Annotated in this window: 23 protein-coding genes; 13 read left to right on the forward strand and 10 right to left on the reverse strand. The window is 75.1% G+C overall.

What is annotated here, in order from left to right:
* The first annotated feature begins 52 nt into the window (after positions 1–52).
* Both ACIQCH_RS33190 and ACIQCH_RS33195 read left to right on the forward strand, forming a co-directional pair.
* Positions 53–955, forward strand: a complete 903-nt coding sequence (locus ACIQCH_RS33190) for an NmrA/HSCARG family protein (RefSeq protein ID WP_402587127.1) — start codon at positions 53–55, stop codon at positions 953–955.
* Between the two features lie 37 nt (positions 956–992).
* Positions 993–1406, forward strand: a complete 414-nt coding sequence (locus tag ACIQCH_RS33195; RefSeq protein WP_402587129.1) for a MarR family transcriptional regulator — start codon at positions 993–995, stop codon at positions 1404–1406.
* Positions 1407–1418: 12 nt separating this feature from the next.
* On the opposite strand, the gene ACIQCH_RS33200 is transcribed toward ACIQCH_RS33195, so the two are convergent.
* Positions 1419–1853, reverse strand: coding sequence for an NUDIX hydrolase (locus ACIQCH_RS33200; RefSeq protein ID WP_402587131.1), 435 nt, complete (start codon positions 1851–1853; stop codon positions 1419–1421).
* 85 nt (positions 1854–1938) lie between these two features.
* Complete coding sequence (locus ACIQCH_RS33205; protein ID WP_402587133.1) at positions 1939–2598, reverse strand: TetR/AcrR family transcriptional regulator; 660 nt, start codon at positions 2596–2598, stop codon at positions 1939–1941.
* 163 nt (positions 2599–2761) lie between these two features.
* On the opposite strand from ACIQCH_RS33205, the gene ACIQCH_RS33210 reads away from it, so the two are divergent.
* Positions 2762–2941, forward strand: coding sequence for a hypothetical protein (locus tag ACIQCH_RS33210; protein WP_402587135.1), 180 nt, complete (start codon positions 2762–2764; stop codon positions 2939–2941).
* Positions 2942–3021: 80 nt separating this feature from the next.
* Positions 3022–3909 carry a VOC family protein gene (locus ACIQCH_RS33215; RefSeq protein WP_402587137.1) on the forward strand — a complete coding sequence of 296 codons (888 nt, stop codon included), beginning with the start codon at positions 3022–3024 and terminating at the stop codon, positions 3907–3909.
* Between the two features lie 430 nt (positions 3910–4339).
* Here ACIQCH_RS33215 and ACIQCH_RS33220 read toward each other — a convergent pair whose 3' ends face one another.
* From ACIQCH_RS33220 to ACIQCH_RS33245, 6 genes are all read right to left on the reverse strand, one after another.
* Positions 4340–5293 carry an Ada metal-binding domain-containing protein gene (locus ACIQCH_RS33220; RefSeq protein ID WP_402587139.1) on the reverse strand — a complete coding sequence of 318 codons (954 nt, stop codon included), beginning with the start codon at positions 5291–5293 and terminating at the stop codon, positions 4340–4342.
* Complete coding sequence (locus ACIQCH_RS33225; RefSeq protein WP_402587140.1) at positions 5290–6102, reverse strand: 2OG-Fe(II) oxygenase; 813 nt, start codon at positions 6100–6102, stop codon at positions 5290–5292. Before ACIQCH_RS33225 ends, ACIQCH_RS33220 begins: the two co-directional genes overlap by 4 nt.
* Positions 6099–6608, reverse strand: coding sequence for a methylated-DNA--[protein]-cysteine S-methyltransferase (locus tag ACIQCH_RS33230; RefSeq protein WP_402587142.1), 510 nt, complete (start codon positions 6606–6608; stop codon positions 6099–6101). The genes ACIQCH_RS33225 and ACIQCH_RS33230 overlap by 4 nt, the downstream gene beginning before the upstream one ends.
* A 147-nt stretch (positions 6609–6755) precedes the next feature.
* Positions 6756–8333, reverse strand: coding sequence for a DNA-3-methyladenine glycosylase 2 family protein (locus ACIQCH_RS33235; protein ID WP_402587170.1), 1578 nt, complete (start codon positions 8331–8333; stop codon positions 6756–6758).
* A 109-nt stretch (positions 8334–8442) separates the two neighbouring features.
* Positions 8443–9210, reverse strand: a complete 768-nt coding sequence (locus ACIQCH_RS33240; RefSeq protein ID WP_402587144.1) for a 2OG-Fe(II) oxygenase — start codon at positions 9208–9210, stop codon at positions 8443–8445.
* A 129-nt stretch (positions 9211–9339) separates the two neighbouring features.
* On the reverse strand, positions 9340–10083 hold the full coding sequence (locus ACIQCH_RS33245) for a TetR/AcrR family transcriptional regulator (RefSeq protein ID WP_402587146.1): 744 nt from the start codon (positions 10081–10083) through the stop codon (positions 9340–9342).
* Between the two features lie 171 nt (positions 10084–10254).
* Here ACIQCH_RS33245 and ACIQCH_RS33250 point away from each other — a divergent pair, with 171 nt between their 5' ends.
* A complete protein-coding gene (locus ACIQCH_RS33250) occupies positions 10255–11796 on the forward strand; it encodes an MFS transporter (protein ID WP_402587148.1) in 1542 nt (513 codons plus the stop codon).
* Positions 11797–11935: 139 nt separating this feature from the next.
* Here the strand turns inward: ACIQCH_RS33250 and ACIQCH_RS33255 are convergent, their stop codons facing one another.
* Positions 11936–12613: a DUF4360 domain-containing protein gene (locus ACIQCH_RS33255; protein WP_402587150.1), complete on the reverse strand. Its 678-nt coding sequence runs from the start codon at positions 12611–12613 to the stop codon at positions 11936–11938.
* A gap of 461 nt (positions 12614–13074) precedes the next feature.
* On the opposite strand from ACIQCH_RS33255, the gene ACIQCH_RS33260 reads away from it, so the two are divergent.
* Positions 13075–14040: a DMT family transporter gene (locus ACIQCH_RS33260; RefSeq protein WP_402587152.1), complete on the forward strand. Its 966-nt coding sequence runs from the start codon at positions 13075–13077 to the stop codon at positions 14038–14040.
* A 96-nt stretch (positions 14041–14136) separates the two neighbouring features.
* Here the strand turns inward: ACIQCH_RS33260 and ACIQCH_RS33265 are convergent, their stop codons facing one another.
* Positions 14137–15054, reverse strand: coding sequence for a LuxR C-terminal-related transcriptional regulator (locus ACIQCH_RS33265; RefSeq protein WP_402587154.1), 918 nt, complete (start codon positions 15052–15054; stop codon positions 14137–14139).
* A gap of 230 nt (positions 15055–15284) precedes the next feature.
* On the opposite strand from ACIQCH_RS33265, the gene ACIQCH_RS33270 reads away from it, so the two are divergent.
* From ACIQCH_RS33270 to ACIQCH_RS33300, 7 genes are all read left to right on the forward strand, one after another.
* Positions 15285–15587 (forward strand): hypothetical protein, encoded by a 303-nt coding sequence (locus ACIQCH_RS33270; RefSeq protein WP_402587156.1) that lies wholly within the window; start codon positions 15285–15287, stop codon positions 15585–15587.
* A gap of 105 nt (positions 15588–15692) precedes the next feature.
* Positions 15693–16505, forward strand: a complete 813-nt coding sequence (locus ACIQCH_RS33275; RefSeq protein ID WP_402587158.1) for a thioesterase II family protein — start codon at positions 15693–15695, stop codon at positions 16503–16505.
* A 39-nt stretch (positions 16506–16544) separates the two neighbouring features.
* Positions 16545–17462 carry an isocitrate lyase/phosphoenolpyruvate mutase family protein gene (locus ACIQCH_RS33280; protein WP_402587160.1) on the forward strand — a complete coding sequence of 306 codons (918 nt, stop codon included), beginning with the start codon at positions 16545–16547 and terminating at the stop codon, positions 17460–17462.
* A complete protein-coding gene (locus ACIQCH_RS33285; protein ID WP_402587162.1) occupies positions 17459–18460 on the forward strand; it encodes a 3-oxoacyl-ACP synthase in 1002 nt (333 codons plus the stop codon). The genes ACIQCH_RS33280 and ACIQCH_RS33285 overlap by 4 nt, the downstream gene beginning before the upstream one ends.
* A gap of 3 nt (positions 18461–18463) precedes the next feature.
* On the forward strand, positions 18464–20893 hold the full coding sequence (locus tag ACIQCH_RS33290; protein ID WP_402587164.1) for an iron-containing redox enzyme family protein: 2430 nt from the start codon (positions 18464–18466) through the stop codon (positions 20891–20893).
* Between the two features lie 20 nt (positions 20894–20913).
* Entirely contained in the window at positions 20914–22098 is a 1185-nt protein-coding gene (locus tag ACIQCH_RS33295) for an acyl-CoA dehydrogenase family protein (RefSeq protein ID WP_402587171.1), read from the forward strand.
* A gap of 89 nt (positions 22099–22187) precedes the next feature.
* Positions 22188–23318, forward strand: coding sequence for a cytochrome P450 (locus tag ACIQCH_RS33300; RefSeq protein ID WP_402587166.1), 1131 nt, complete (start codon positions 22188–22190; stop codon positions 23316–23318).
* The last annotated feature ends 93 nt before the right edge of the window (positions 23319–23411 follow it).

Here is a 23411-nt window from a genome sequence, read left to right on the forward strand (position 1 = left end):
GCAGATAGTGTGCTGCGCAGAGGAAAGAAGCCCCCGTCCCGAGGAGACCCCCGTGACCACCATCGCCGTCACCGGCGCCACCGGCGCCCAGGGCGGAGCCACCGCCCGCGCCCTGCTCGCCGCCGGCCACACCGTCCGCGCCCTCACCCGCCGGCCCGCCGACCCCGCCGCCGAGGCGCTGCGCGCCCTCGGCGCCGACGTCCGTCGGGCGGACTTCGACGACCGCGCCTCCCTCGACGCCGCGCTCGCCGGCGCGGACTCGCTGTTCGCCGTCACCACGCCGTTCGGCACCGACATCGACACCGAGGTGCGGCAGGGCAGGACCCTCGTCGACGCCGCCGCGGCCGCCCGCCTCGGGCACGTGGTGTTCACCTCCGCCGCGCACGCCGACCGCGACACCGGCGTCCCGCACTACGACAGCAAGTCCCTGATCGAGCGGCACCTCTACGCGTCCGGCCTGACCTGGACCGTGATCGGTCCCGCCGCCTTCATGGACAACTACGCCGGCGGCTGGTCCCTCGACGGCCTGCGCGAGGGCTCCTTCGCCTGGCCGATGCCGGCCGACCGGCCGCTCACCCTCGTCTCCGCCCGCGACATCGGCACCTTCGCGGCCCTCGCGCTCCAGCGGCGCGACGCCTTCGCCGGGCGCCGGATCGACATCGCCTCGGACGCACTCGACCCCGCTCGGATCGCTGCGGTCCTCGCCGCCGCGACGGGACGTCCGATCACGCACCGGGAGGTCCCGCTGGACGTCGTCCGCGGCCACTCCACCGACCTGGCCGCGATGTTCGCGTACTTCGCCGCCTTCGGCCTCGACGTCGACGTGGCCGCGCTGCGCCGCGAGTTCCCCGAGGTCGGCTGGCAGTCCTTCGCCGACTGGGCCGCCGTCCAGGACTGGACCGCCCTCCTGGCCGCCCCGGCCGGTGCCGCCTCCGCTGCTCCCGCGTCCGTCTGAGGCGTCCGTCCGACCGCTCGGCCCCCGGAGACACCTGATGAAGCCCATCGGCTACTGGCTGAACCGCACCGACAAGGCCCTGACCGCCGCCATGAACGGCCTGTTGGCCGACTTCGGTCTCACCCGTCTCGCCTGGCAGGTCCTCAACGTCGTCGACGGCACTCCCGAGGCCGCCGACTCCGACGTCCGCACCGTCCTCGCCGCGAACGCCGACGCGCCCGCCCTGGCCGCCGCCGTGGCGGCGCTCCTCGCCGACGGCTGGGTCGCCCGGCCCGCGCCGGGGCGGCTCGCGCTCACCGCCGAGGGCCGTGGCCGCCTGACCGCCGTCGCCGGCCGGGTCGACGCCTTCCGCGCGCTGTCGGCGGCCGGCATCACCCCGGACGAGTACCGCACCGCGGTCGCGGTCCTGGAGCGGATGACCCGCAACGCCGAGGCGGCACGGGCCGCATAGGCGGCGGGGCCGTCACCACCGGCCCGACCGGAGCGCGGCCACGGCGTCGCGGGTCGGCGGCGTGAGCGCGGACGGATCGAGGTCCGCGAGCGGCAGCCAGGCGAGGTCGGCGGTGGAGCCGTCCGTCTCGGTGATCCGGAGCGGGCCCGGGACGAGGCCCGCGCGGTAGAAGAGCGCGACCAGGTGCCAGGTCACGCCCAGCCGGTGCGCGGCGTAGGTACGGGCCTCCAGCAGGCGGGCGTCGCGGAGTCCGCGCCCCGTCTCCTCGTGGAACTCGCGCGCGAGCGCCGCGTCGGGCTGCTCGCCCGGATCGATCCCGCCGCCGGGGAGGTGCCACAGTCCCGGCCCGAAGACCGGCGAGGCCCCGGACAGCCGTGTGAGCAGCAGGTGGTCTCCGTCGGCCCGCCGCTCGACGGCGATCCCGTACGCCGACACCCGCGCCCGCACCCCGCCCATCGTTCCCCCCGGCCCCGGTGGTCCCCGTCGGGAGGGGAGCGTACGACACGGCCGCTCGCCGCCCGGCCGCCGCGTCCTACGCGGGATCCGCGGCCGGGTAGTCCCCGAGGGCCGCCACGAGCAGGCCGTACACGTGGTCGGCCTCCGGAGCCATCTCGGCCTCGATCTCGGCGTTGTCGAGTCCGGACAGGGTGAGCTCCTGAAGTCGCCGGAACATCAGCCGCTCGGCCGCGGAGACGAGTGCGGCGGCCGCCCGGGGGGCGATGGCCGGCGCGGAGTCCAGGGTGGCCTCGGCCAGTGCCGTGGCGAGCGCCGTCTCGCGCAGGTCGTGCAGTTCGCGCAGGCGTGCGCTGAGGGTGGGACTGTCGGCGACCATCTGCGCGAACTCCCGGCCCGTGAACCCGGCCACGGGGCTGTGCTCGCGCAGCGCCGTGCGGAAGAACCGACGCAGCGCCGTCAGCGGGCTCTCGCCGGGCGCGCGCCGTGCCACGGCGCTGGCCAGGCTTTCGGTGAACGCCTCGTGGTGGTCGAGGGCGAGGTCCTCCTTGCGCGGGAAGTAGTTCGTGACCGTCTTCTTGGCCACGCGCGCCGCGGTCGCGATCTCGGTGATGGTCGTCCGCTCGAAGCCCTGCTCGATGAAGAGGCGGGTGGCGCAGTCGGAGATCAGCTGTCGCGTCTCCGCCTTCTTCGCCTCGCGCAGGCCCGGGTTCGTCGCGGACGTCGTGGTCGTCGTCATGAAGGAATCTTACCCCGGTAGTAAAAATATCCTTGACGTGTTCAATGCTCTCGGTGCAAAGTTACTTCTGTCGTAAGAATCGCCTCGGGCGAAGGTCCATAGTTCGAAGGTCGTCGACCGGAGATCGGGATCGCCGGGGCACAACAGGAAGGACGTGTCGCCCTTGCGCCACACGCTCAGCTCCACCAGCACGCTCGGCACGACGAAGTTCGCCGCCGCGGTACTCACCGCCCAGGGCACGGGCCCGGCGACCGCCGGGAGGTACCCGGCCCGCGAACTCCCGTCCTCCGACCGCGGCAAGGGCTTCCGCGCCGCCTACCGGGCACCTCGGCGGACGTACTGACCGAGCCCGTACGCCCCGCCGCCGCACCGCACCGGTCAGCGCAAGTCCCAGCCCCAGCCACAGCCCTGCAAGGAGCCGCCGTGAACGTCACCACCGCCACCCTCTCGCTGACCGTCGACGACGTGGACGCCTCCCGCGACTTCTTCGCCACCCACCTCGGCTACCAGGTCGCCGCAAGCGCCGACGGCTTCGTGTCCCTGACCCGCGGCGACGCGGCTGCGGACGTGGTGCTGCTCCGCCGCGGCACCGAGGTCCTGCCGCCCGAGCAGCGCGACCAGCGGGCGGGCGGACTGATCCTCGCCCTCACCGTCGACGGCGACCTCGACGCCGAGGAACGCCGGCTGCGCGAGGCCGGTGCGCCGATCACCCTGCCGGTGCGCGAAGAGCCGTGGGGCGAGCGTCTGTTCCAGCTGACCGACCCCAACGGCGTCGTCGTCCAGCTCGTGGAGTGGGTCCGGCCGGCTGCGGTGCCCGAGGCGCCCGAGGCGCCCGCCGAGACCGTCCGGGACGCCACGGATGCCGAGAACACCGAGAACGCCGAGAACGTCGCGAGCACCGACAACATCGAGAGCGCCGAGCAAGCCGAGGAGGCCGCCATGCACGTGATCAGCCCCGCCCCCGAGCACACCATCGAGTCCCCCAACGCCCGGATGACCGGCCTGGCGGCCCCCAGCCGGGGCAGCGCGGAACTCAGTACCTGGAACGTCTCCATGACGGCCGGCCAGACCGGTCCCGAGCACTGCGTCAGCCGCGAACAGGTCTGGACGGTCGCCTCCGGCACGCTCGAGGTGACCAGCGGCGGTGTCACCGAGAAGGTCTCGGCCGGCCAGACCCTCGTCCTGCCGCCCGGCATCGTCCGCCGGGTCCACGCCCCGCAGGACGTCGAGGCCCACGTCGCCATGCGCGCCGACGGGGTGGCGTCCGTCCCCGGTACCGAGGGCACCCGCGTGATCCCCTGGGCCGAGTAGGGCACCGGCCCGCCCCGCGGCTCCCGCGGCCCCGACCCCGACCCCCGACCGCGCATGGCGCCACCCGGTGACCAAGACCCGGGTCACCGACTCGCGAGAGCGCCGTCCCGTGGTGTGTGGGGGAGGCGCTTGACAGGGGTGGCAGGCTGGTCCGGAGGCGGGCCCGGGCCGAGGGGGGCCGCAGGCCCGGCCGAAGGCCCGAAGCCCTTGGGGTGGGCCTGCCGCAGGGCCTGCAGGCCGCCCCTGTCAAGCGCCGAGGGGACCCACACACCACGGGACGGCCCCTCAGGCGCGACGCGCGCACCGGACGCGCGCACCGGACGCGCGCACCGGACGCGCGCACCGGACGCGCGCACCGGACGCGCGCACCGGACGCGCGCACCGGACGCGCGCACCCGACACGTCCACCCGACACGTCCACCCGACAACCTCACCCGGCAGGTGAGGACACCCAGGTCCCCCGGACCTGCCACGTGGTCCCGTCCGCGGCCGCGCCGCGCAGGCCGTGCAGGACGCCGGGACCTGCGAGGGCCGGGACGCGGGAGTCGGCGAGCGAGCCGAAGGCGTACGTACGGGCCGGGTCCCAGTCCGTGCTGTGCCGCAACCGGCGGGCCAGTTGGGCGAAGCCGATCCCGGCGGCGGCCACCACCCACGCGTCCGGGACCTCCGCCGTCAGGCGGCGGGCGGCGCGCAGCCAGGAGGCAGCCGACTCCGGCCAGGTGACCGTGGCCAGGATCCGGCCGCCGCGGGCCTCCCAGGCCGTGGCGAACGCCCGCGCGGCCGCCGCCGAGGCCGCGTCGCGGCCGTGTCCCACCACGACGGTGGTGATCCGGGCACGGGGGGCCGTCAGCAGGCCCAGCAGGGCCGCCAGTTCGGCCTCCGTGTACGGGGCCGGCGCGGGCAGCTCACCGTACGCCGCCGACTCGCCGACGGGCAGCAGCGGACTCACCCGCGGCTCGGGACCGGGTGCCGCCCGAAGGCCGTCCCACGGGCTCGGCGGCAGTCCGGATCCGGGACCCGCCCGCCGGCCCGTAGGCCGCCCAGCCCCCCGCCCGGCCCCCACCCGCGGGCTCACCAGGGGCCCGGACGCGGCTCCCGCCCGGGATCCCGCCGGCAGGCCCGAACCGGAGGCCGCCTTCCACGCCCGGTAGCGCTCCGGCAGGCACACCGCGCACGGCCGGTAGCCGGCCGCCACCGCGCTCGCCTCGTCCGCGAAGAAGACCCGCTCGCGCACGTACCCCCCGCGCGCCAGCGCGCGCAGCGCGCTCGGGCAGTCCAGCCGCCCGTACAGCCGACCGCGCCGGTGCCCGCCCAACGCCCCCGGCACCGCACTGCGGTACGGCCGCCCGTCGGGGCCCAGCAGCACGTACCCGCCGCCGCTCATGACGCGTCGTGGAAGACCAGGCCGAGGGCCCGCCGCCGGCCGGAGCGCACCGTGCTCACCCCGTGCCGGACCGCGCCCGCCGACCAGCCGCGCGCGGTGGCCACCGGCCGGTCCCGGGTCGTGAAGACCAGCCCGTGCCCCTGTCTCAGCACGCTCGACGTGCCCCGCGACTGGGCCCGCGGCCGCTGCTCGACCAGCAGGAACTCGCCGCCCGTGTAGTCGGTCCCGTACGCGTCCAGGCCGATCACGACCTGCAGCGGGAAGACCAGGTCCCCGAACAGGTCCCGGTGCAGGGCGTTCCAGTCGCCCTCCCCGTACGAGAGCAGGATCTGGGCCGAGCGGTCCTGGCCGCCGGCGTGACAGGCCGCGAGCCACTCGTCCAGGTCGTCCGGCCAGGGCGAGGGCCGGCCCAGCCGGGCCGCCCAGTCGCGCGCGACCGGCAGCAGCCGCGGGTACAGGGCCGCCCGCAGCGCGGCCACCGGCTCGGGCAGGTCGTGGGTGAAGTACCGGTACCGGCCGGAGCCGAAGCGGTGGCGGGCCATGTCGACGGTCGTCCGGAACAGCTCCGGGCGCTCGTACAGGGCCGCGACGTCACGGCACTCGGCGGGAGTGAGCAGCGGACCGTCGGTCGACGCGCAGCCGTGCGCGTCGAGTTCGGCGGCCAGGGCCGGCCAGTCGCAGGCCCCGACCCGGTCGGCGAGCTGCTCCCGGACCGCCCCGGCAGGCGCAGAAGCAGACGAGGATGCAGGCGAGGACGCAGCTGAAGATGCAGGTGAGGGCGAGGACGCGGGAGCCGGTGCGTACGTCATCCCGCCAGCACCGAGCCCTCGATGGCCAGCAGCGTCTGCTTGCGCTCCAGGCCGCCGGCGTAGCCGGTCAGCGAGCCGTTGGCACCGATGACGCGGTGGCAGGGGCGCACGACCAGCAGCGGGTTCGCGCCGATCGCGGTGCCGACCGAACGGGAGGCGCTGCGCGGGGCGCCGATGCGGTCGGCGATCTGCCCGTACGTCAGCGTCGTCCCGTAGGGGATGGCTTCCAGGGCCTCCCACACGTCGCGCTGGAACTGCGAGCCCGAGGCCACGAACTCCAGCTCGAACTCGGTCAGGCCGCCGCCGAAGTAGGCGTCCAGCTGGCCGGCCGCGTACGCGAACGCGGCGTCGTCGCGCACCCAGCCCGGGCGGACCGCGGCCGCGCCCTTCTGCCCCTCCATGGACAGCGACACCAGGGCGACACCCCCCGGCGCGCTCGCGGACTTCTCCCCGACCAGCAGCAGCGTGCCCAGCGGGCTTTCCAGCGTGGTGTATCGCGTGGTCATCGTCTCGGTTCCTTTCGTCCTGCCTCCAGACTCGCGCGCGCGGCACCGGAAGTCTGGCGGCTTTCGGACGTCGCATTCCCGCGACCGCCCGCGACGCCCGCGACCGCCCGCGACCGCCGGAGAGCGCTCGCGACCGGCGCGGGCAGCTCAGGGTGCCGCTGCCGCGGCCCAGAAGTGGTGCATCGCGTACGAGCGCCACGGTCGCCAGCAGTCCGCCTCCTCGGGTGCGGAGCCGGAGCGGCGCATGCCCGCGCGCACCGCGACGTCGTTCGACAGCAGCACGTCCGGGTCCGACAGGGCCCGCATCCGGATGTAGCCGGCGGTCCACGGGCCGATGCCCGGCAGCTCGAGCAGGGCCTCCTCGGCCGCCTGGCGGTCCGCGCCCGCGTCCAGCACGACCGCGCCCCCGGCCAGGGCGCCGGCCAGGGCGCGCACCGCCGCGCGCCGCGCGGTCGGCATCCCGACCGGCGTCAGGTCGGCCTCGGCGAGCTCCGCCGGACGCGGGAAGAGGTGCGTCAGCCCGCCGCTGGCGCGCTCCAGCGGTTCGCCGTACGCCGCGACCAGCGCGGCCCCCAGCCGCCGGCCGGCGGCCACCGACACCTGCTGGCCCAGGACCGCCCGTACGGCCAACTCGCCGCCGTCCACCGCGCCGGGCGATCGCAGCCCCGGCCGCTGTGCCACGAGTCCCGCCAGTCCTGCGGCGGGGCCGTCCGGCCCGGTGCCGAGCCGTTCCTCCACCGCGTACGGGTCCGCGTCGAGGTCGAACAGCCGCCGCACCCGCTGGCTCGCGGTCGTCAGGTCGCGCAGGTCGCTCAGGTGCAGCCGGCACTCCAGCCAGCCCTGCCCGGCGACCGTGCCCCGCGCCGGACCCGCGCCCGGGCCGTCGGCGCCCGGGCCGTCGGCGCCCGGCCCGTCGGCGCCAGGACCCGCCCCCGGCTCGGGGGCCGGCTCGCGCACCTCGGCGATGCCGGTGCCGTAGGGGAGTCGCAGCGTGCGCCGGTAGAGGCGGGCCCCGCGCCCGCCGGTGACCTCCTCGATCCCGGGGACCGCCCGCCGCTCCAGGTAGTCGAAGACCTCCGCCGCCGCGTACGCCCCCCGGTACGCGAGCCGCCGGGCCACGCCCCCCGACCCGTCGGGCGCGGCCACCGGCCCGAACCGGGTGGACCGTGCGGGCCGGGCCGCGCGCAGCTCGCGCGGGGTGGCGGCGTAGATCCCGCGGATCGTGTCGTTGAACTGCCGGATGCTGGTGAACCCCGCCGCGAAGGCGATCTCCGAGGCCTGCAGGTCGGTGGTCTGGAGCAGGATCCGGGCGGTGTGCGAACGCTGGGAGCGGGCCAGCGCGATGGGGCCCGCGCCGAGTTCGGCGTTGAGCTGCCGCTGCACCTGGCGCGTGCTGTAGCCCAGACGGGCGGCCAGGCCCGACACGCCCTCGCGGTCCACGATCCCGTCGGCGATCAGCTGCATGGCGCGGCCCACGACGTCGGCGCGCAGGTTCCACTCGGCCGAGCCCGGCACGGCGTCCGGGCGGCACCGGCGGCAGGCGCGGAAGCCGGCCCCCTGGGCGCCCGCGGCGGTGGTGAAGAAGCGGACGTTGGCCCGCTTCGGGGTGGTGGCGGGGCAGCTGGGGCGGCAGTAGATCCCCGTGGTGGTGACGGCGAAGAAGAACTCGCCGTCGAAGCGGGCGTCGCGGCCGCGCACGGCCGCGTACCGGCCGTCGTCCGTCAGCCCCGTCAGTCCCTGCGGCTCCGGCTGTCCCGTCGGCCCGGTCAATCCCGGCTGCCCCGTCGGGCGTCCGGGCGTCCCGTCCCGTCCCGCCTCCGGCGGTCGCAGCGTCTCAGCGCGCATGGTGGAAGATCACCCCCAGGACGTGCCGCACTCCGTGGCCCACCTCGCCGCTCCCGTGGCGCACCGCGTGCCGTCGTACGCCCTGCGGGCCGTGCACCGGGCGCTCCCGCACCGGGAACACCACGCCCTGCCCGAGTCCCGGCCGGACCACCACGGCCCGCGACTGCGCGCGCGGCCGCTGCTCCACGAAGACGCTCTCGCCTCCGGTGAAGTCCGTCTCCGGGTCGCTGAGCAGCACCGACACCTGGAGCGGGAAGACCAGTTCGCCGTACACGTCCTGGTGCAGCGCCGCGTACCCGCCCGGGCCGTAGCGCAGGATCAGCGGGGTCGGCCGCAGCTGGCCGCGCTCGGCGCACCGGGCGTGCAGGTCCGCCAGCCGGTCGGGGTACGCAGGCTCGCCGAGCAGCCGCGCCCACCGGTTGGCCGCCCGAGCCAGCCCGGGGTAGAGCTCCTCGCGCAGCCGCCGTACGAGGGGCAGCGCGTCGGGGTCGGCGTAGTACCGGTACGTGCCGCTGCCGTAGCCGTGCCGGTCCATCTCGACGGTCGACCGGAACAGGTCGCGCCGCTCGAAGGTGGAAGCCAGCTCCGCGCACTCGGCAGGGGTCAGCAGCGGGGGCGTCACCGCGGCACCCCGCTCGTCGAGTTCGGCGTACAGCCGCTCCCAGTCCGCGGCGGTCCAGCCCACCGGCCCCCCGACCGGTGGGCCGGCCGGTGTCGGATCGGCCTCGGCCAGGTCGAACAACGCCCACTCGCTCACGGCGCCCACCCACGGCGCGACACTACGGTTCCCACCACCCCATCCTGCCCCTGGCGAGGGAGGTTCGCTGGCGGGTTTCGGACGCGGTGCTCAGGGCGGTCGGTCGGGCGAGCGGTCGGTCGGGCGGTACTACTCCTTCGGCAGGCGCAGGGCCAGGCCGTCGAGGATGACCTCCAGGCCGTAGGCGAACTTGGCGTCGCGCATCGCGGCGGGGTCGCCGGCGGTCTCGGCGGCGGCCGCGTAGCCGGCCTCGAGGTGTTTGTGGCCGGCCACGGCCTGCGTGGCGTCGGGCAGCAGCCGTGCGATCAGGCCGGCCTCGGTGTCGCCGGAGCGCTCGACGGAGGTCAGCCAGGCGGCCTCGGAGGTGCTCATCCCGATCACGTACGTCAGCACCGTGTCGATGGCCCGGTTCGGTTCGGGGAAGCCGGCGGCGGTGACCAGGGCGGACAGGCGCTCCCCGTACGCCATGAGGTTGGGGCCGAGGTAGGCGAGGCCGGCCTGGCCGAGGACGGAGGCGAGCCACGTGTGGCGCAGGGCCGTGGCGCGGAAGGCGCCGGCGGCCTCGGTGACCGCCGCCCGCCAGTCCGGGCTGTCCGCCGGGGGGACGACGATCTCGCCGAAGACCTCGTCCACGGCGAGCTCCATCAGCTCGTCCTTGGTGGCCACGTGGCGGTAGAGGGAGGTGGCGCCGGCGTTCAGCCGGGCGCCGAGCTTGCGCATGCTCAGGGCGTCGATGCCGTCGGCGTCCAGCATCGCGACGGCCTCCCGGACGATCGCGGCCCGGCTGAGCGACGGCTGGTCGGGGCTGTTCGGCTGACGGGCCCAGACCGAGGGGATGGGGTTCCGGGGGGTGGTCGTCCTGGTGGTGGCCATGGGGGCCCCTTCCTCACGGGGGTAGCGGCACCACCTCACTGGGGTGGCGGCATCCACGCGAACAGCGTGCGCACTCAGCGTACAGCGTTATCGGATTGCGTACACCGTTCCGCTACGCGTACAGTGTGCGCAGCGACGGAACAGTGTGCGCAACCGGAGGGGGACCCCGAGATGCAGTCTGAGAACCGAGATCCGCGGCGCTGGTGGATCCTGATCGTGCTGTGCCTGAGCACGCTCGTCCTGGTGGTCGACAGCATGGCCCTGACGGTGGCCGTGCCCGCGATGGCCGAGGACACCGGCGCGAGCGCCCAGGACGTCCAGTGGATCCTGGACTCGTACATCCTGGTCTTCGCCGGGCTCCTGCTGACCTCCGGAAGCCTCGGCGACCGCTTCGGCCGCCGCAAGGTGATGATCATCGGGCTGCTGCTCTTCGGAGCCGCCTCCCTGGCCGCCAGCTTCTGCACCGGTCCCGGCGAGGTCATCGCCGTACGGGTCGCCATGGGCGTCGGCGGCGCGCTGATCATGCCCTCCACCCTGTCGATCCTCATCACCGTCTTCGACGAGGCGGAGCGGCCCAAGGCGATGGCCGCGTGGGGCTCGGTCTCGATGCTCGGCCTGGTCGGCAGCCCGGTGCTGGGCGGCGTCCTGATCGACCGGTTCTCGTGGCACTCGATCTTCTTCATCAACGTCCCGGTCGTCGCCCTGGCCGTGCTCGCCGCCCTCACCCTGATGCCCGAGTCGAAGGCCCCGTGGCAGAAGGCGGACCCGCTGGGCGCGGTCCTGTCCGCCGCCGGCATGACCGCCCTGATCTGGTGGATCATCGAGATCCCGCAGCACGGCGCCTTCAGCGGCCGGTCCGCCGTCACCCTGGTCGTCGCCGTCGTCACCCTGGCCGGCTTCGTGGTCTGGGAGAACACCACCGCCTCGCCGATGGTCCCGCTGGTCCTCTTCAAGCACCGCAACTTCAGCGGCGGTTCGCTCTCGCTGGCCCTGGTCCAGATCGGCAACGGCGGTCTGCTGCTGGTGCTCACCCAGTACCTGCAGTTCGTCCTCGGCTACTCGCCCGTCAAGGCCGGCCTCGCCTTCGTCCCGCTCGCCGTCGCCGCACTGCTCGGCAACGGGATCGGTGCCAAGTCCGCCGCGCGGTACGGCAACCGGGCCCTGCTGCTGACCGGCATGGGCCTGATGGCCGGCTCCTTCGCCCTGCTGACCACCGTGTCCGCCGACTCGGGGTTCACCGTCCCGGCCGTCGCCCTCGGCCTGCTCGGCCTCGGTGCGGGCGTCGCGATGCCGGCCGCCGTGGGCGCCCTGATGAGCACCATCCCGGCCGAGAAGGCGGGCGTCGGCTCCGCCCTGAACGACACCATCCAGCAGGCCGGCACCGCGCTGGGCATCGCGATCCTCGGCTCGCTCCTGAGCAGCACCTTCTCGAACGAGATGCCGGCCGGGGCGCCCGAGCAGGCCAAGGAGTCGATCGGGGCCGCGCTCGCCGTCGCCCAGGGCGACGCGGGCCTGGTCCGGGCCGCCAAGGAGGCCTTCACCGCCTCGATGTCGACCACCTTCACCCTCAGTGCGATCGGCGTGGTCGCGGCGGCCGTCCTCGCCGGGCTGGTGATGCGGGAGTCCAAGGCCGCGGGCGAGGGCGCGGGTGCGGACACGGGCGAGGGAGCGGACGCCGGGGACGCCGTCAAGTCGCCCGAACTGACCGCCTGACCCGGCCGGCTCGAAAGGCCGGTGGCCCCCTCCCATGACCGGGAGGGGGCCACCGGCCGTCCTGCCGTCGGCCGTCGTGCCGTCAGGAGCCGCGCGGGCCCTGCGGCGGTCCGAGGGCGGGGGCGGCCGGGGCCGCGGCTCAGCGACGGGTCGGGCACTTCTTCCACGCGAAGTGGTACACCGTGCTCAGACTGCCGTCGGTGGAGTCCATCGCCATGAAGCTGGTCGTGCGGGCGGAGTCGGAGGACCCGGCGTCCACCCGCAGTTCGGTGTTGATGTTGAAGTTGCGCTGCGCCCCGCACGGCGCGAACTCCAGGGACTCGATCGCGGTCGAGTCCGAGGCCTGCCAGTTGTCCTGCACCGGCCCGTGGAAGGTGTGACTGTGGCTGGTGGTGCGGGACATGCCCTGGAAGTAGTAGCTCGCCTGCTGCGTGCCGGTGGCGCCCGGCTCCAGGCTGGCGAAGCCGCGGTAGTCCGTCCTGGCGACGGCGTAGGTGAACCCCTGAGGGACGTTGACCCGCACGCCGAGCTGGCAGTTCTTGCGGAAGTCCGTGGCCTTGGCGTCCTTGCCGACCTGCGCGAGGTACTCGCTGTACGTGACGGTGAAGGCGGTGTTGTCGGCGGCGACCGACACCGCCGCGCTGCCCGGCCGGCAGCCCGAACCGTTGACCTGCACCAGGTCGACGGTGACCCGTGCGGCGGGGACGGGATCGCGCAGCGGCACCGGGGCCTGCGCCGCCGCGGCTCCGGTGGCCGGCGAGAGCGCCGCCGCGACGAGCACCGCGCCCGCGCCGCCGATCAGCACCTTCTTGAACATGAGGGGGTCCTTCCGCTCGCTGGACGCGGCCCGTCCGACCCGTACGCCCGGCCGGGCCCGGCCGTGACAACTGGCGATCATTGCGGCGGAACCGCGCACATCCGTGCACGCCGCGCCCGGAACTCCCCGAATGGCGCTCCGGAAAGGGACCTGCGCGGCGTTCCGGAACACTCCGGGCACGGGCTTTGCCGGCCGGTGTCGACGGAATCCCGGCTTTTGTCGGCGGGCGCGGCGCCGGCATCTACACGAACCCGGTGGAATTCCGGTGGAATTCCACCGGAAGGACGGTGGAGGCCCGCCGGACTCCCCGGACGGTCCGCCCGAATTCCCCGTGCGGGCCGCCCGGGACCGGCACGTCGGCGGCCGTGCGGGGCCCGGGCGCCGGGGTGCCGCGGACCCGGGGAGCGGCTGGTTCTCGACGTGTCCGGGTCAAGTACGCCACGAGCAAGTAGCGTGCAGGCATGGACCACAAGGCTGGCGATCCCCGTACCGACTACCCTGCCCTGGCCGCCGCTTCGATCACGGTCGTGCTGTGGGCTTCCGCTTTCGTCTCCATCCGTGCCTCCGCCGAGCACTTCGGACCCGGCGCCCTCGCACTCGGCCGCCTGTTGACGGCCTCCCTCGTGCTCGGCCTGGTCCTGCTCGTCAAGCGCGTGCCGGTGCCACCGCGCCAGGCCTGGCCCGGCATCCTCGCCTCGGGCCTGCTGTGGTTCGGGCTCTACATGGTCGTGCTCAACTGGGGTGAGCAGCTGGTCGACGCCGGTACCGCGGCCATGGTCGTGAACATCGGCCCCATCGTCATCGCCCTGCTCAGCGGCTGGTTCCTCAAGGAGGGCTTCCCGCCCATGCTGCTGGCCGGCATGGGCGTGTCCTTCGCGGGCGCCGTTGTCGTCGGAGCGTCCACCTCCTCCGGCGGCTCGTCCTCGGTCGGCGGGGTGCTCCTGTGCCTGACCGCCGCGCTCGCGTACGGCGCCGGGGTGGTGCTGCAGAAGCCCGCCCTGTCGTACGCGAGCCCGATCCAGGTCACCGCGTACAGCTGCTTCGTCGGGGCCGCCGCCACGCTGCCCTTCGCCGGCCAGCTCCTGCACCAGCTCGGCGACGCGCCCGCGAGCGCCACGCTCAACATGGTGTACCTGGGCCTGTTCCCGACCGCCCTGGCCTTCAGCACCTGGACGTACGCCCTGGCCCGGACCACCGCGGGCAAGCTCGGCGCCACCACCTACGCCGTGCCGGCGGTCGTGGTGCTCATCGCGTGGCTGGCACTGGACGAGGTGCCGGGGTGGCTGACGCTGCTGGGCGGGGCCATCTGCCTGGCCGGCGTGGCCGTCTCGCGCCGCCGCCCGGCGGCCCGGGCGGCCGCCCCGGCCGCCCCCTCCCCCTCCGCCGCCGCGGCCGACGACCGCCCGGCCGTGCCCACCGCCGACTGACGGCCGCCCGGCCGTCCCCGCACCACCGCGCCGCAGCCCACCCGAGTCGGGCTGCGGCGCGGGCTCGTGGGGGCGCCCGGCGGACCCTGGGGGCGCCTAGATGACCACCGTCGCCTCGTTGCGTCCCAGTACGTACCCCAGCTGGAGCCGGTTCCCCGCGCCCAACTCCTGTTTCATGGACGCGATGTGCGCCTGCAGCGACCGCTCGCTGATGCCGATGCGGCGGGCGATGGCCTTGTCCGAGTAGCCCTCGACCAGCAGCCGGCCGATGGACTCGCGGATCGCCGGGACCACCTCGTCCGCCGCCTTCGCGGCGTGCAGCGGGACGAACGGGAACTCCCTGGCTCGATCCCATGACCGGTCGAAGGTGTCGCGCAGGAACCGCACGATCGTCGGCTCACTGATCTCGATCGCCGTGGTCCGGTCCGCGTTCGCGGAAATGAATGCGACGTCGTCCACGATGATGAGCCGGTCGAAGAATTCCTCCAGAGTGCGGACCTGCGCCCCGTATTCCGTCACGGCGCGCACGTATTCCTTTGTCGCCTCGTCGAATCTCGTGGTGTGCTGGTAAAGCGTCCGCATCGAAATTCCGGAGGCTATCTGCCGGCGCACGCGTTCCAGTGCGTCTTTCAACACGGCGCCGGGGCGTGCCCCGTCCGGTTGTGCCGTGAGGATTTCGCGCCGGACCCGGGACAGCGCCTCGTCGATCGCCCCGCCGATCGTCGGCATGCCGTGCAGGTAGCGCACGCCCGGAACGTCGCCCGGTCCGTCCGTACCCGCCCCACCTGCTCCGTCGCCCGCCGCGGCGGTCGGGGCGGGGCCGCGCCAGCCTCCGGACGCGGCCTGCTCCGAGGCCTCGGCGGCCAGTCTGCCCAGGTGCGCTGCAAGTTCCCGCAGGAATTCCTGCGGGGCCTCTTCGGCCGTCGGTTGCGGCCGGTACGCCGCAGGGTTCTGTCCGGGTTCGCCACGTTCGGACACGCCTGACCCCACCCCCATCTGTCCGGTGTGCAGCATTTTGGGGTGGTTGAGACCCCGTGGGTAACCGCAATGCGGAAACCGGAGCCATCGTAGGCCTCGCCCGACCTCCTCCACACGGGGGAGATTTGGTCTCACCGAAGGAGCGGAAACCGGGGACCAGCCCGGTGGGACTTCTACGGAAAAGGATCGGACTGTTTGGTTCCGTTTCCTTGTGGACCAAAGGCGAAACGACGTCGAGGGGGAACACGAAAATGGGGGACAACACCGTGGGCGCTTTCCGTGGCCGCAAGCTTTCCGCAATCCGCCGAGGAGCCGTCCTCGCGGCCGCGGGTCTGGCCCTGGCACTGGCCGGGGCGCAGGGCGCCCTCGGCGGCGACGGCGCCACGCACCTTCGCCTGGACGTCGGCTGGAACGGCCCGAAGCCGGTCGTGCACGCCGCCCCCGGCACGGTCGGGGACGTCACCGGCGACGTCGGCTGGAACGGCCCGACCCCCGGCGATCACACGAACGACGTCGGCTGGAACGGCCCGACCCCCGGCGCCCGCACGAACGACGTCGGCTGGAACTGAGCGGTTCCTCCCGCTCCCCGCGCTCCAGGCCTCGACGCCCCCTCTCCGACTCCCCTCCCCGCCCCGACCGCGCGGGAGGAGAATGGCCCGAACCACATGCCTCCCGTGACTCCTTCCACCTGGTTCCTGACCGCCGACACCTCCGCCGGACCCCTGGGCGGGCCGGCCGCGGACGCCCTCGTCTTCTGCTTCGCGCACGCCGGCGGGAACCCCCGCACCTACCTCGGCTGGCAGGACGCCCTCGGCCGCGACGGCCGCGTCCTCGCCGTGTGCCCCCCCGGCCGCGCCCACCGCTTCCGCGAACCCGCCCTCGCCACCGTGGCCGACCTCGCCGACGGAGCCGCGGCCGCCGTCACGGCCACCGCCGCCGCACAGGGCCTGCCGTTCCTCCTCTTCGGTCACAGCTTCGGCGCCGCCCTCGCCTTCGAGGTCGCCCGCCGCATCGACGGCCTGCCCGGCTTCGCCGGCCTGGTCGTCTCCGGCTGCTCCGCCCCCTCGCTGCTGCCCACCCCCCGCGTCGTCGAGGCCGCCCGGCTGGAGGGCCGCGCCTTCACCGAGGCCGTCGGCTTCTTCGGCGGACTGCCCCCCGAGATCGCCGAGGACGAGATGATGCAGGAGCTCCTCCTGCCCCACCTCAAGGCCGACTTCCGCATGGTCGCCGGGTACGCCTACCGGCCCGCGGCCCCGCTCGGCGTCCCGGTCACCCTCGTCAACGGCACCGACGACCCGCACGTGACCCCGGAGTCCGTGGAGCCCTGGGCCCGCGAGTGCGCCCAGGCGCCCGTACGCCACTGGACCGAGGGCGGCCACTTCTACTTCGAGGACCGGCCCGCCGCGGTCACCGACGTCCTGCGTCCGCTCCTGCGCGCGGCAACGGCCGCCGCACGCACCGCCGATGAGTACGTTGAGCTGATCTGACGGTCCAGGCAGCAGCGACGCACCGCGAGGGAACCGACCATGAGCCACACCCCCCGTACCACCGAGGCCCAGTACCGCCGGGCCGTCGCCTTCCGGGAGCTGCACGACGGCCCCCAGCCCTTCGTCGTCCCCAACCCCTGGGACGCCGGCTCCGCCCGCCTGCTGGCCGGCCTCGGCTTCCCCGCCCTCGCCACCACCGGCGCCGGGCTCGCCCACAGCCTCGGCCGCCCCGACGGCACCCTGACCCGCGCCGACATCCTCGACAACGCCCGCACGATCGTCGAGGCCACCGGCCTGCCCGTCACGGCCGACCTCGAGAGCGGCTTCGGCGAGAAGCCCGAGGACGTCGCCGAGACCGTCCGGCTGGCCGCGGCCGCCGGCCTCGTCGGCGGCTCGATCGAGGACTCCACCGGTCGCGCCGCGGACCCCGTGCGCCCGCTCGGCGAGGCGGTCGAACGCGTCGCCGCCGCCGTCGAGGCCGCCCGCGCACTCGGCTTCCCCTTCACCGTCACCGCCCGCGCCGAGAACTTCTTCCTCGGCCGCCCCGACCTCGACGACACCCTCCGCCGCCTCCGGGCGTACGAGGAGGCCGGCGCGGACGTGCTCTACGCCCCCGCCCTGCCCGACGCCGAGTCGATCCGGGCCGTCTGCTCGGCCGTCTCCCGCCCCGTCAACGTCCTGATGGGCGGCGCCCTGCGGCTGTCCGTCGCCGACCTCGGAGCGCTCGGCGTACGCCGCGTCAGCACCGGCTCGGCCCTGTCCCGGGCCGCCCTCGGCGCGCTCGTGCGGGCCGCCCGCGAGATCGGCGAGCACGGCACCTTCGACTTCGGCGCCGACGCCCTGCCGTACGCCGAGGCCAACGCCCTGCTCGCCGCACCGGCGCCGACCGCCGCGCCCCCGGCGCCCGCCGCCACCCCGAACCCCGCCGCCGACCGAGAGAGCGATCCGGCACCGTGAGCCTCACCCACGACCTCCACGGCGCGGCCCCCGGCCCCCGGCCGGGGGACCAGCCCGCCCGCCCCGCCGTCCACCTGTCCGCCCCGGCCTACGTGCTCGGCGAGCAGGAGGCCGACCACAGCACGATCCCCGGACTGGCGGAGCGCGCCCGCCAGTTCGGGATGCCCCCCAAGGCCCAGCTCTGGGGCTGGGGCAGCATCCGCCGCACCGCCCGCGGCCTGGAGGACCTGGCCGTCGAGAGCGCCCGCGCCACCCTCGCCGGCGCCGGCGTGGAGCCGTCCTCCGTCGACTGCCTGATCCTGTGCTCCACCCGCTTCCCCGGCGGCCCGCGCACCCACGGCAAGTTCGTCGAGACCGTGATGACCGGCGCCGGCCTCGGTGCCGGCACCGCCTTCACCGGCATCACCCTCAACCGGTGCACCAACCTCCTGGTCGCGGTCCGCACCGCGCAGGCCCTCGTCGCCGCCGGCCAGTACCGCCGGGTCCTGGTGGTCACCACCGACCGCGTCAGCGACGAGTCCGTCCGCATGGAGAACTTCGCCCTCTTCAGCGACGGCGCCGCCTCCTGCCTGGTCGGCGCCGAACCGCTCGGCGAGGACGCGTACGAGATCGTCGCCGGCGCCAGCGCCCAGGACCCCGGCTCGCTCGACTGGTCCAACGAGATCAGCGCCGACCTCGCCCGCACCGTCAACGAGCGGATCCTGGCCGACGCCGGGATGAAGCCCGGCGACGTCCACGGGGTGCTGCACCCCAACCTCTTCAAGCCCGTGGTCGTGCTCAAGGAGCGCCAGGCGGGCTTCACCAAGGACCAGTTGTTCCTCGACAACATCACCCGCTTCGGGCACTGCTTCGCCGCCGACCCGCTCATCAACCTGGTGGACCGGGCCGCGGCCGGCGGCGTCAGGCCCGAAGGCCACTACCTGCTGGCGTCCAGCGTCCCCGGTGTCCGGGTCGGCGTCCTGCTGCGCAAGCCCGCCACCGCACACGGGGAGTTCTGACCCATGACCGCCCAGACCGTCCAGCCCGCCGAGGCCACCGCCGAGGGCACCCCCGCGGCCACCACCCCGGCCGCCGCCGCACCCGCGGGCCGCGCCCGCCCCGCCGCCGGTGCGCCCGCGACGCCCGGCGCCCCCGCCCTGCAGCCCGCCGGCGGCTCCGCGGCCCACCCGCTGCCGGACCTGACCACCTCGCTGCCCCGCGCCCCGTTCGAGGCCTCCCCGGCCGGTGCGGTCGAGGCCGCCGCGATCGCCGCCGGCGAGCCCGCCGAGCTCTTCCGCCGCCTGCTCGCCGACCAGGAGGGCGAGAGCGCCCTGCTCGCCGCCCGCCGCGTGCTCGCCGGCTTCCTCGACGCCGACTGCGACGCCGGCTCCGACCCCGCGTACGACGGCCAGGTCGCCGACAGCCTCGCCGAGGGCGCCCTCGCCGGGGACGCCGATGCCGACGCCGTCGCCGCCCACGTCCTGGCCGTCCGCGCCGAACTCGCCCCCGCCCTCGCCGCCCTGCGCGAGCACGCCGACCCCGAGGTCCGCGCCGCCGTCCTGCGCCAGCGCGCCCCCCTCGCCCTGGCCGGCAGCTGCTGGCTCGACACCGTCTCCCAGGCCGCCACCCAGCCCGCCGAGATCGTCGGCCGGCTCTTCGGCCACCACTGGCTGCTCATGGGCGAGGGCACCGCCCAGGCCGGCGAGAGCGCCCGCCGCCGCCGCGCACTGGCCGAACTCGGCGTCTTCCTGCCGGAGATCGAGGCCGAGGGCTTCCTCCGCGAGACCGGCGCCCGCCCGCTCACCGCCCTGCACGGCGCCTTCCGCCTCGCCCTGTCCCGGCTCCCCGGCGCCTTCCTCCCCGAGGTCGTCGGCGTCCACTACGCCGCCCACGCCCTCGGCCTGGACGACCTCCTCCTCGGCAGCGCGCCGCTGCTCGGCGAGGCGGACGTACGGCCCGTCCTTGCGGAGTACCTGGCCCTCACCGAGGCCTCCGCCACCGGCGCCGAGGACCGCCGCCGCGCGCTGGCCGCCGTACGCCTGGTCGTCCGGCTGGAGCGCGAGCACACCGCCGCCCTCACCGAGCTCGCCGCCTGGCAGGACGGCCTGTCCCTGGACGCCAAGGTCGCGCAGATCGTCGCCCGGCACGCCCCGCACGCGGGCCGCCAGCACCGCGCGGTCCGCATCGGCAAGCAGAAGCTGACGGACTGGCTGGACGACGAGCACCTCGACCTGGCCGCCTTCGTCGAGGAGTTCCGCTCCGCCCGCCAGCTGCGGCCCGGACGCGACGGCGGCCCCTGCCGCTTCCTGCAGTCCATCAAGTTCGGCGGGCCGATGTTCGGCATCTTCGACGAGCGCGAGGCCGCCGTCTTCACCGCCTGGGCGCACTCCATCGCCGCCGGCGAGCCCGCCGACCTCGACCACGACCTCGTCCCGCGCGCCGGCGACGGGCCGGCCGCCCGCTGGAGCGCCCGCATCGCCGCCGCCGCGCCCGCCGACATCGCCGTGCGCGAACCGGACGCGGCCGCCGACGACCGGACCCTCTTCCACCGGATCGTCAACGTCGAGCAGTTCCCCAACGTGCTGCCGGTGGCGCGGGCCCGCGCCGAGGCCGGACTGGCCGAGGCCGAGCTGCTCTTCGAGCACGGCGCCGGCGGCCGGCTCACCGACGCCTCGTACTTCGACTACACGCCCGAGGCCCTGATGGAGCGGGTCGAGCGGATCTACTGGGACAAGCTCGTCGACCCGTACCAGCCGCTCACCGAGATACCCGACCGCGACGAGGTCGTCTTCGAGCAGTCGACGTTCGCGCTCGGCAGCCTCATCGACGGCACCTGGGCGCACCGGATCGGCAACCTCGGCCGCCGCTCCCGCACGGGCGACGACATGCTCTTCTCCATCTACGCCGACGAGATGGGCCGCGGCGACGTCGCCAAGAACCACATCACGATCATCCACCGGGTCCTGGCCAGCATGGACATGGACCTGCCGCACATCCGCCAGGAGGCCTTCCTGGACCAGGGCGACCTGCCCGACCACCTCTACGGCTTCTCGATCCACCAGGTCTGCCTGTCGCTGTTCCCCGACAGCCTCTACAACGAGATCCTCGGCTACAACCTCGGCATCGAGATGTTCGGCCTCGGCGAGATGCGCCTGCACGAGATCCAGAAGCTGCGCAGCCACGGCCTCGACATCTCCTACGAGGAGGCGCACCTGTCGATCGACAACTTCTCCGCGGGCCACGCCCGCCAGTCGGCCGAGATCATCGTCGCCCACCTCGACGACGTCCGCCGGTCGGCCGGGGAGGAGGCGGTGCAGCGCGAGTGGCGCCGCATCTGGCGCGGCTACGCCTCCTTCGCCCACTTCGTCGAGCACTCCCTGGTGAAGCGGGTCCGGGCCGGGGCCGCGACCGCCGCCGCGGTCCCCGACGCCGACGCCGATCTGGTCATCTGAGGAGCGCAGCCGTGGACACGATGACCAGTTACGACCCCGAGATCCTCCAGCTGCCGTTCTACGAGGACGCCCACCGCGCCCTCGCCGCCGAGGCCGGCGCCTGGTGCGACGCCCGGCGGGTGCTGTGGGAGGAGACCCGGGAGCTGGACCCCGACGCCGCGGGCCGGCGCCTGGTACGGGCGCTGGGCGAGGCCGGCTGGCTGGCCGGCCTGGACCCGGACGGGCCCGCCGCCCCGGAGGACTTCCGGACGGTGTGCCTGCGCCGCGAGGCCCTCGCCTACGCCGAGGACCTGGCCGACTTCGCGTACGCCATCCAGGCCCTGGCCGCCACGCCGATCGTCCGGTTCGGCAGCGAGGCGCAGCGCGCCGACTGGCTGCCGGGCCTGGCCGCGGGCACGTTCATCGGCTCCTTCGCGGTCTCCGAGAAGGAGGCGGGCTCGGACCTCGCCGCGGTGGCGCTGGCCGCCGAGAAGGGCGCGGACGGCTCGTACGTGGTCAACGGCCGCAAGGCCTGGATCGCGAACGCCACCATCGCCGACGTGTTCGTGGTCATCGCCCGCACCGGCGAGGGCCCGGGACCGCTGGGGCTCTCCGCCCTGCTGGTCCCGGCGGACACGCCCGGGCTGCGCGTCGAGCCGGTGGACGCGACCGCCCCGCGGTCCTTCGGGCACCTGCACTTCGAGGACTGCCGGCTGCCCGCCGAGGCGCTGCTGGGGCGGGCCGGTCGCGGGTTCGTCGTCGCCGTGGACCTGCTCGAGCGGTTCCGCACGACCGTGGGCGCCGCCGCGCTCGGCTTCGCCCGCCGGGCCTTCGACACCGCGCTCGCCCACACCCGCTCGCGGGAGGCGTACGGGGCCACGCTCTTCGACCTCCAACTGGTCAAGGGCCGGCTCGCGGACATGGAGATCGAGCTGAACGCGGCCTCCCTGCTCGTCGCCCGGGCCGCCTGGGAGACCGACCGGGGCAGCCGGTCCTTCGCCCGGCACTCCAACATGGCCAAGGTGCACGCCACCGAGGCCGCCCAGCAGATCGTCGACTCCGCCGTGCAGCTGCTCGGCGCGGCCGGCATCGTCCGGGACGGCGTCACCGAGCGGCTGTACCGGCAGATCCGCTCGCTGCGGATCTACGAGGGCAGCACGGACGTGCTCCGCATGGCCGTGGCGGGCTCCCTCGACATGCGCCGCACCACCCGCACCACCACCTGACACCACACCCCCACCGGGCCGCACCCGGCCCGTCCCACGCATCACCCGCACCACCCGCACCACCCCGTTCCACCGAGCAAGGAGCCCCCGTGACCACCACCCCGATCGACGCCGTGCGGCACCCCGACCCGTACCCGTACTACGCGGACCTGGTCGCCGACCGCCCCTTCGCGTACGACGGGTCGCTCAACGCCTGGGTGGCCGCCGACGCGACGGCGGTCCGCGCCGTCCTGGCCGCCCCGCAGCTGCGGGTGCGCCCCGCCGGAGAGCCGGTCCCCACGGGCGTCACCGGCACCGCGGCCGGCGAGGTCTTCGGGGACCTGGTCCGCATGACCGACGGCAGCCTCCAGCAGCGGCTGAAGGCCCTGGTCGTACGGGCGCTGGGCCGGGCCGACACGGCCCGCGCGGCCGCCCTCGCCGCGGCGCACACCCGCGAGGTGCTGGCCGCGGGCGGCGGGGTCCCGTACCAGGAGCTGATGTTCGGGGTGCCGGCCCGGACGGTGGCCGGCCTCCTCGGCCTCACCGACGGAGCCGACGCCGAGGCGGCCCGGCTCGTCGGGGACTTCGTGCAGTGCATCCCCGCGGGCGCCTCGGAGGAGCAGTACAAGGCGGCGGCGCTGGCCGCCGCCCGCCTCCAGGACCTGCTCCGGCCCGGCCTCGACGGGTCGCGGGAGACGCTGTTGGCCGAGCTGGTCCGGGCGGCCCGACAGGACTCCTGGCCGGACACCGCCCCGCTGCTCGCCAACGCGGTGGGCTTCCTGTCCCAGACGTACGACGCCACCGCCGGCCTGATCGGCAACACGCTGGTCGCGCTGGCCCGCGGCGCCGCCCGCCCCGGCACCCCGCGGGCCCTCGACGCGCTGGTCCGCGAGGTGGTCCGGCACGACGCCCCGATCCAGAACACCCGCCGGTTCGCCGCCGGGGCCTTCCACCACGGCGGCGCCACGGTGGAGCCCGGCGGGCAGGTGCTCGTGGTGCTCGCCGCGGCCAACCGCGACCCGGCCGTCAACCCCGATCCGCACGCGCTGCTCCCCGGCCGGGTGAATCCGGCGGTGTTCACCTTCGGTGCCGCCGCCCACCGCTGCCCGGGCGAGGACCTGGCGGCGGCCCTGGCCGGCGCCGTGGTCACCGAGCTGCTCGCGGCAGGCTGGGACCCCGCCGGCCTGCCCGCCACCCCCGGGTACCGGCCGCTGGCCAACGCCCGCATCCCGCAGCTGTGACGCGCGGGGGCCGGGGCCCCCCCCCCCCCCCCCCCCCCCGGCCCCCGCCCCCCGGCCCCCCCCCCCCCCCCCCCCCCCCCCCCCCCCCGCCCC

Origin of the sequence: Streptomyces sp. NPDC093225 (genome assembly GCF_044753805.1) — a bacterium.
Taxonomy (GTDB): Bacteria; Actinomycetota; Actinomycetes; order Streptomycetales; family Streptomycetaceae; genus Streptomyces.

Excerpts from the sequence above, each read along its gene's own strand:
- ACIQCH_RS33230 (WP_402587142.1), bottom strand. The coding sequence starts at position 6,608 with ATGACCACGCGATACACCACGCTGGAAAGCCCGCTGGGCACGCTGCTG.
- ACIQCH_RS33250 (WP_402587148.1), top strand. The coding sequence starts at position 10,255 with ATGCAGTCTGAGAACCGAGATCCGCGGCGCTGGTGGATCCTGATCGTG.
- ACIQCH_RS33245 (WP_402587146.1), bottom strand. The coding sequence starts at position 10,083 with ATGGCCACCACCAGGACGACCACCCCCCGGAACCCCATCCCCTCGGTC.
- ACIQCH_RS33290 (WP_402587164.1), top strand. The coding sequence starts at position 18,464 with ATGACCGCCCAGACCGTCCAGCCCGCCGAGGCCACCGCCGAGGGCACC.
- ACIQCH_RS33220 (WP_402587139.1), bottom strand. The coding sequence starts at position 5,293 with ATGAGCGGCGGCGGGTACGTGCTGCTGGGCCCCGACGGGCGGCCGTAC.
- ACIQCH_RS33255 (WP_402587150.1), bottom strand. The coding sequence starts at position 12,613 with ATGTTCAAGAAGGTGCTGATCGGCGGCGCGGGCGCGGTGCTCGTCGCG.
- ACIQCH_RS33265 (WP_402587154.1), bottom strand. The coding sequence starts at position 15,054 with ATGCTGCACACCGGACAGATGGGGGTGGGGTCAGGCGTGTCCGAACGT.
- ACIQCH_RS33280 (WP_402587160.1), top strand. The coding sequence starts at position 16,545 with ATGAGCCACACCCCCCGTACCACCGAGGCCCAGTACCGCCGGGCCGTC.
- ACIQCH_RS33295 (WP_402587171.1), top strand. The coding sequence starts at position 20,914 with ATGACCAGTTACGACCCCGAGATCCTCCAGCTGCCGTTCTACGAGGAC.
- ACIQCH_RS33205 (WP_402587133.1), bottom strand. The coding sequence starts at position 2,598 with ATGACGACGACCACGACGTCCGCGACGAACCCGGGCCTGCGCGAGGCG.
- ACIQCH_RS33260 (WP_402587152.1), top strand. The coding sequence starts at position 13,075 with ATGGACCACAAGGCTGGCGATCCCCGTACCGACTACCCTGCCCTGGCC.
- ACIQCH_RS33225 (WP_402587140.1), bottom strand. The coding sequence starts at position 6,102 with ATGACGTACGCACCGGCTCCCGCGTCCTCGCCCTCACCTGCATCTTCA.
- ACIQCH_RS33195 (WP_402587129.1), top strand. The coding sequence starts at position 993 with ATGAAGCCCATCGGCTACTGGCTGAACCGCACCGACAAGGCCCTGACC.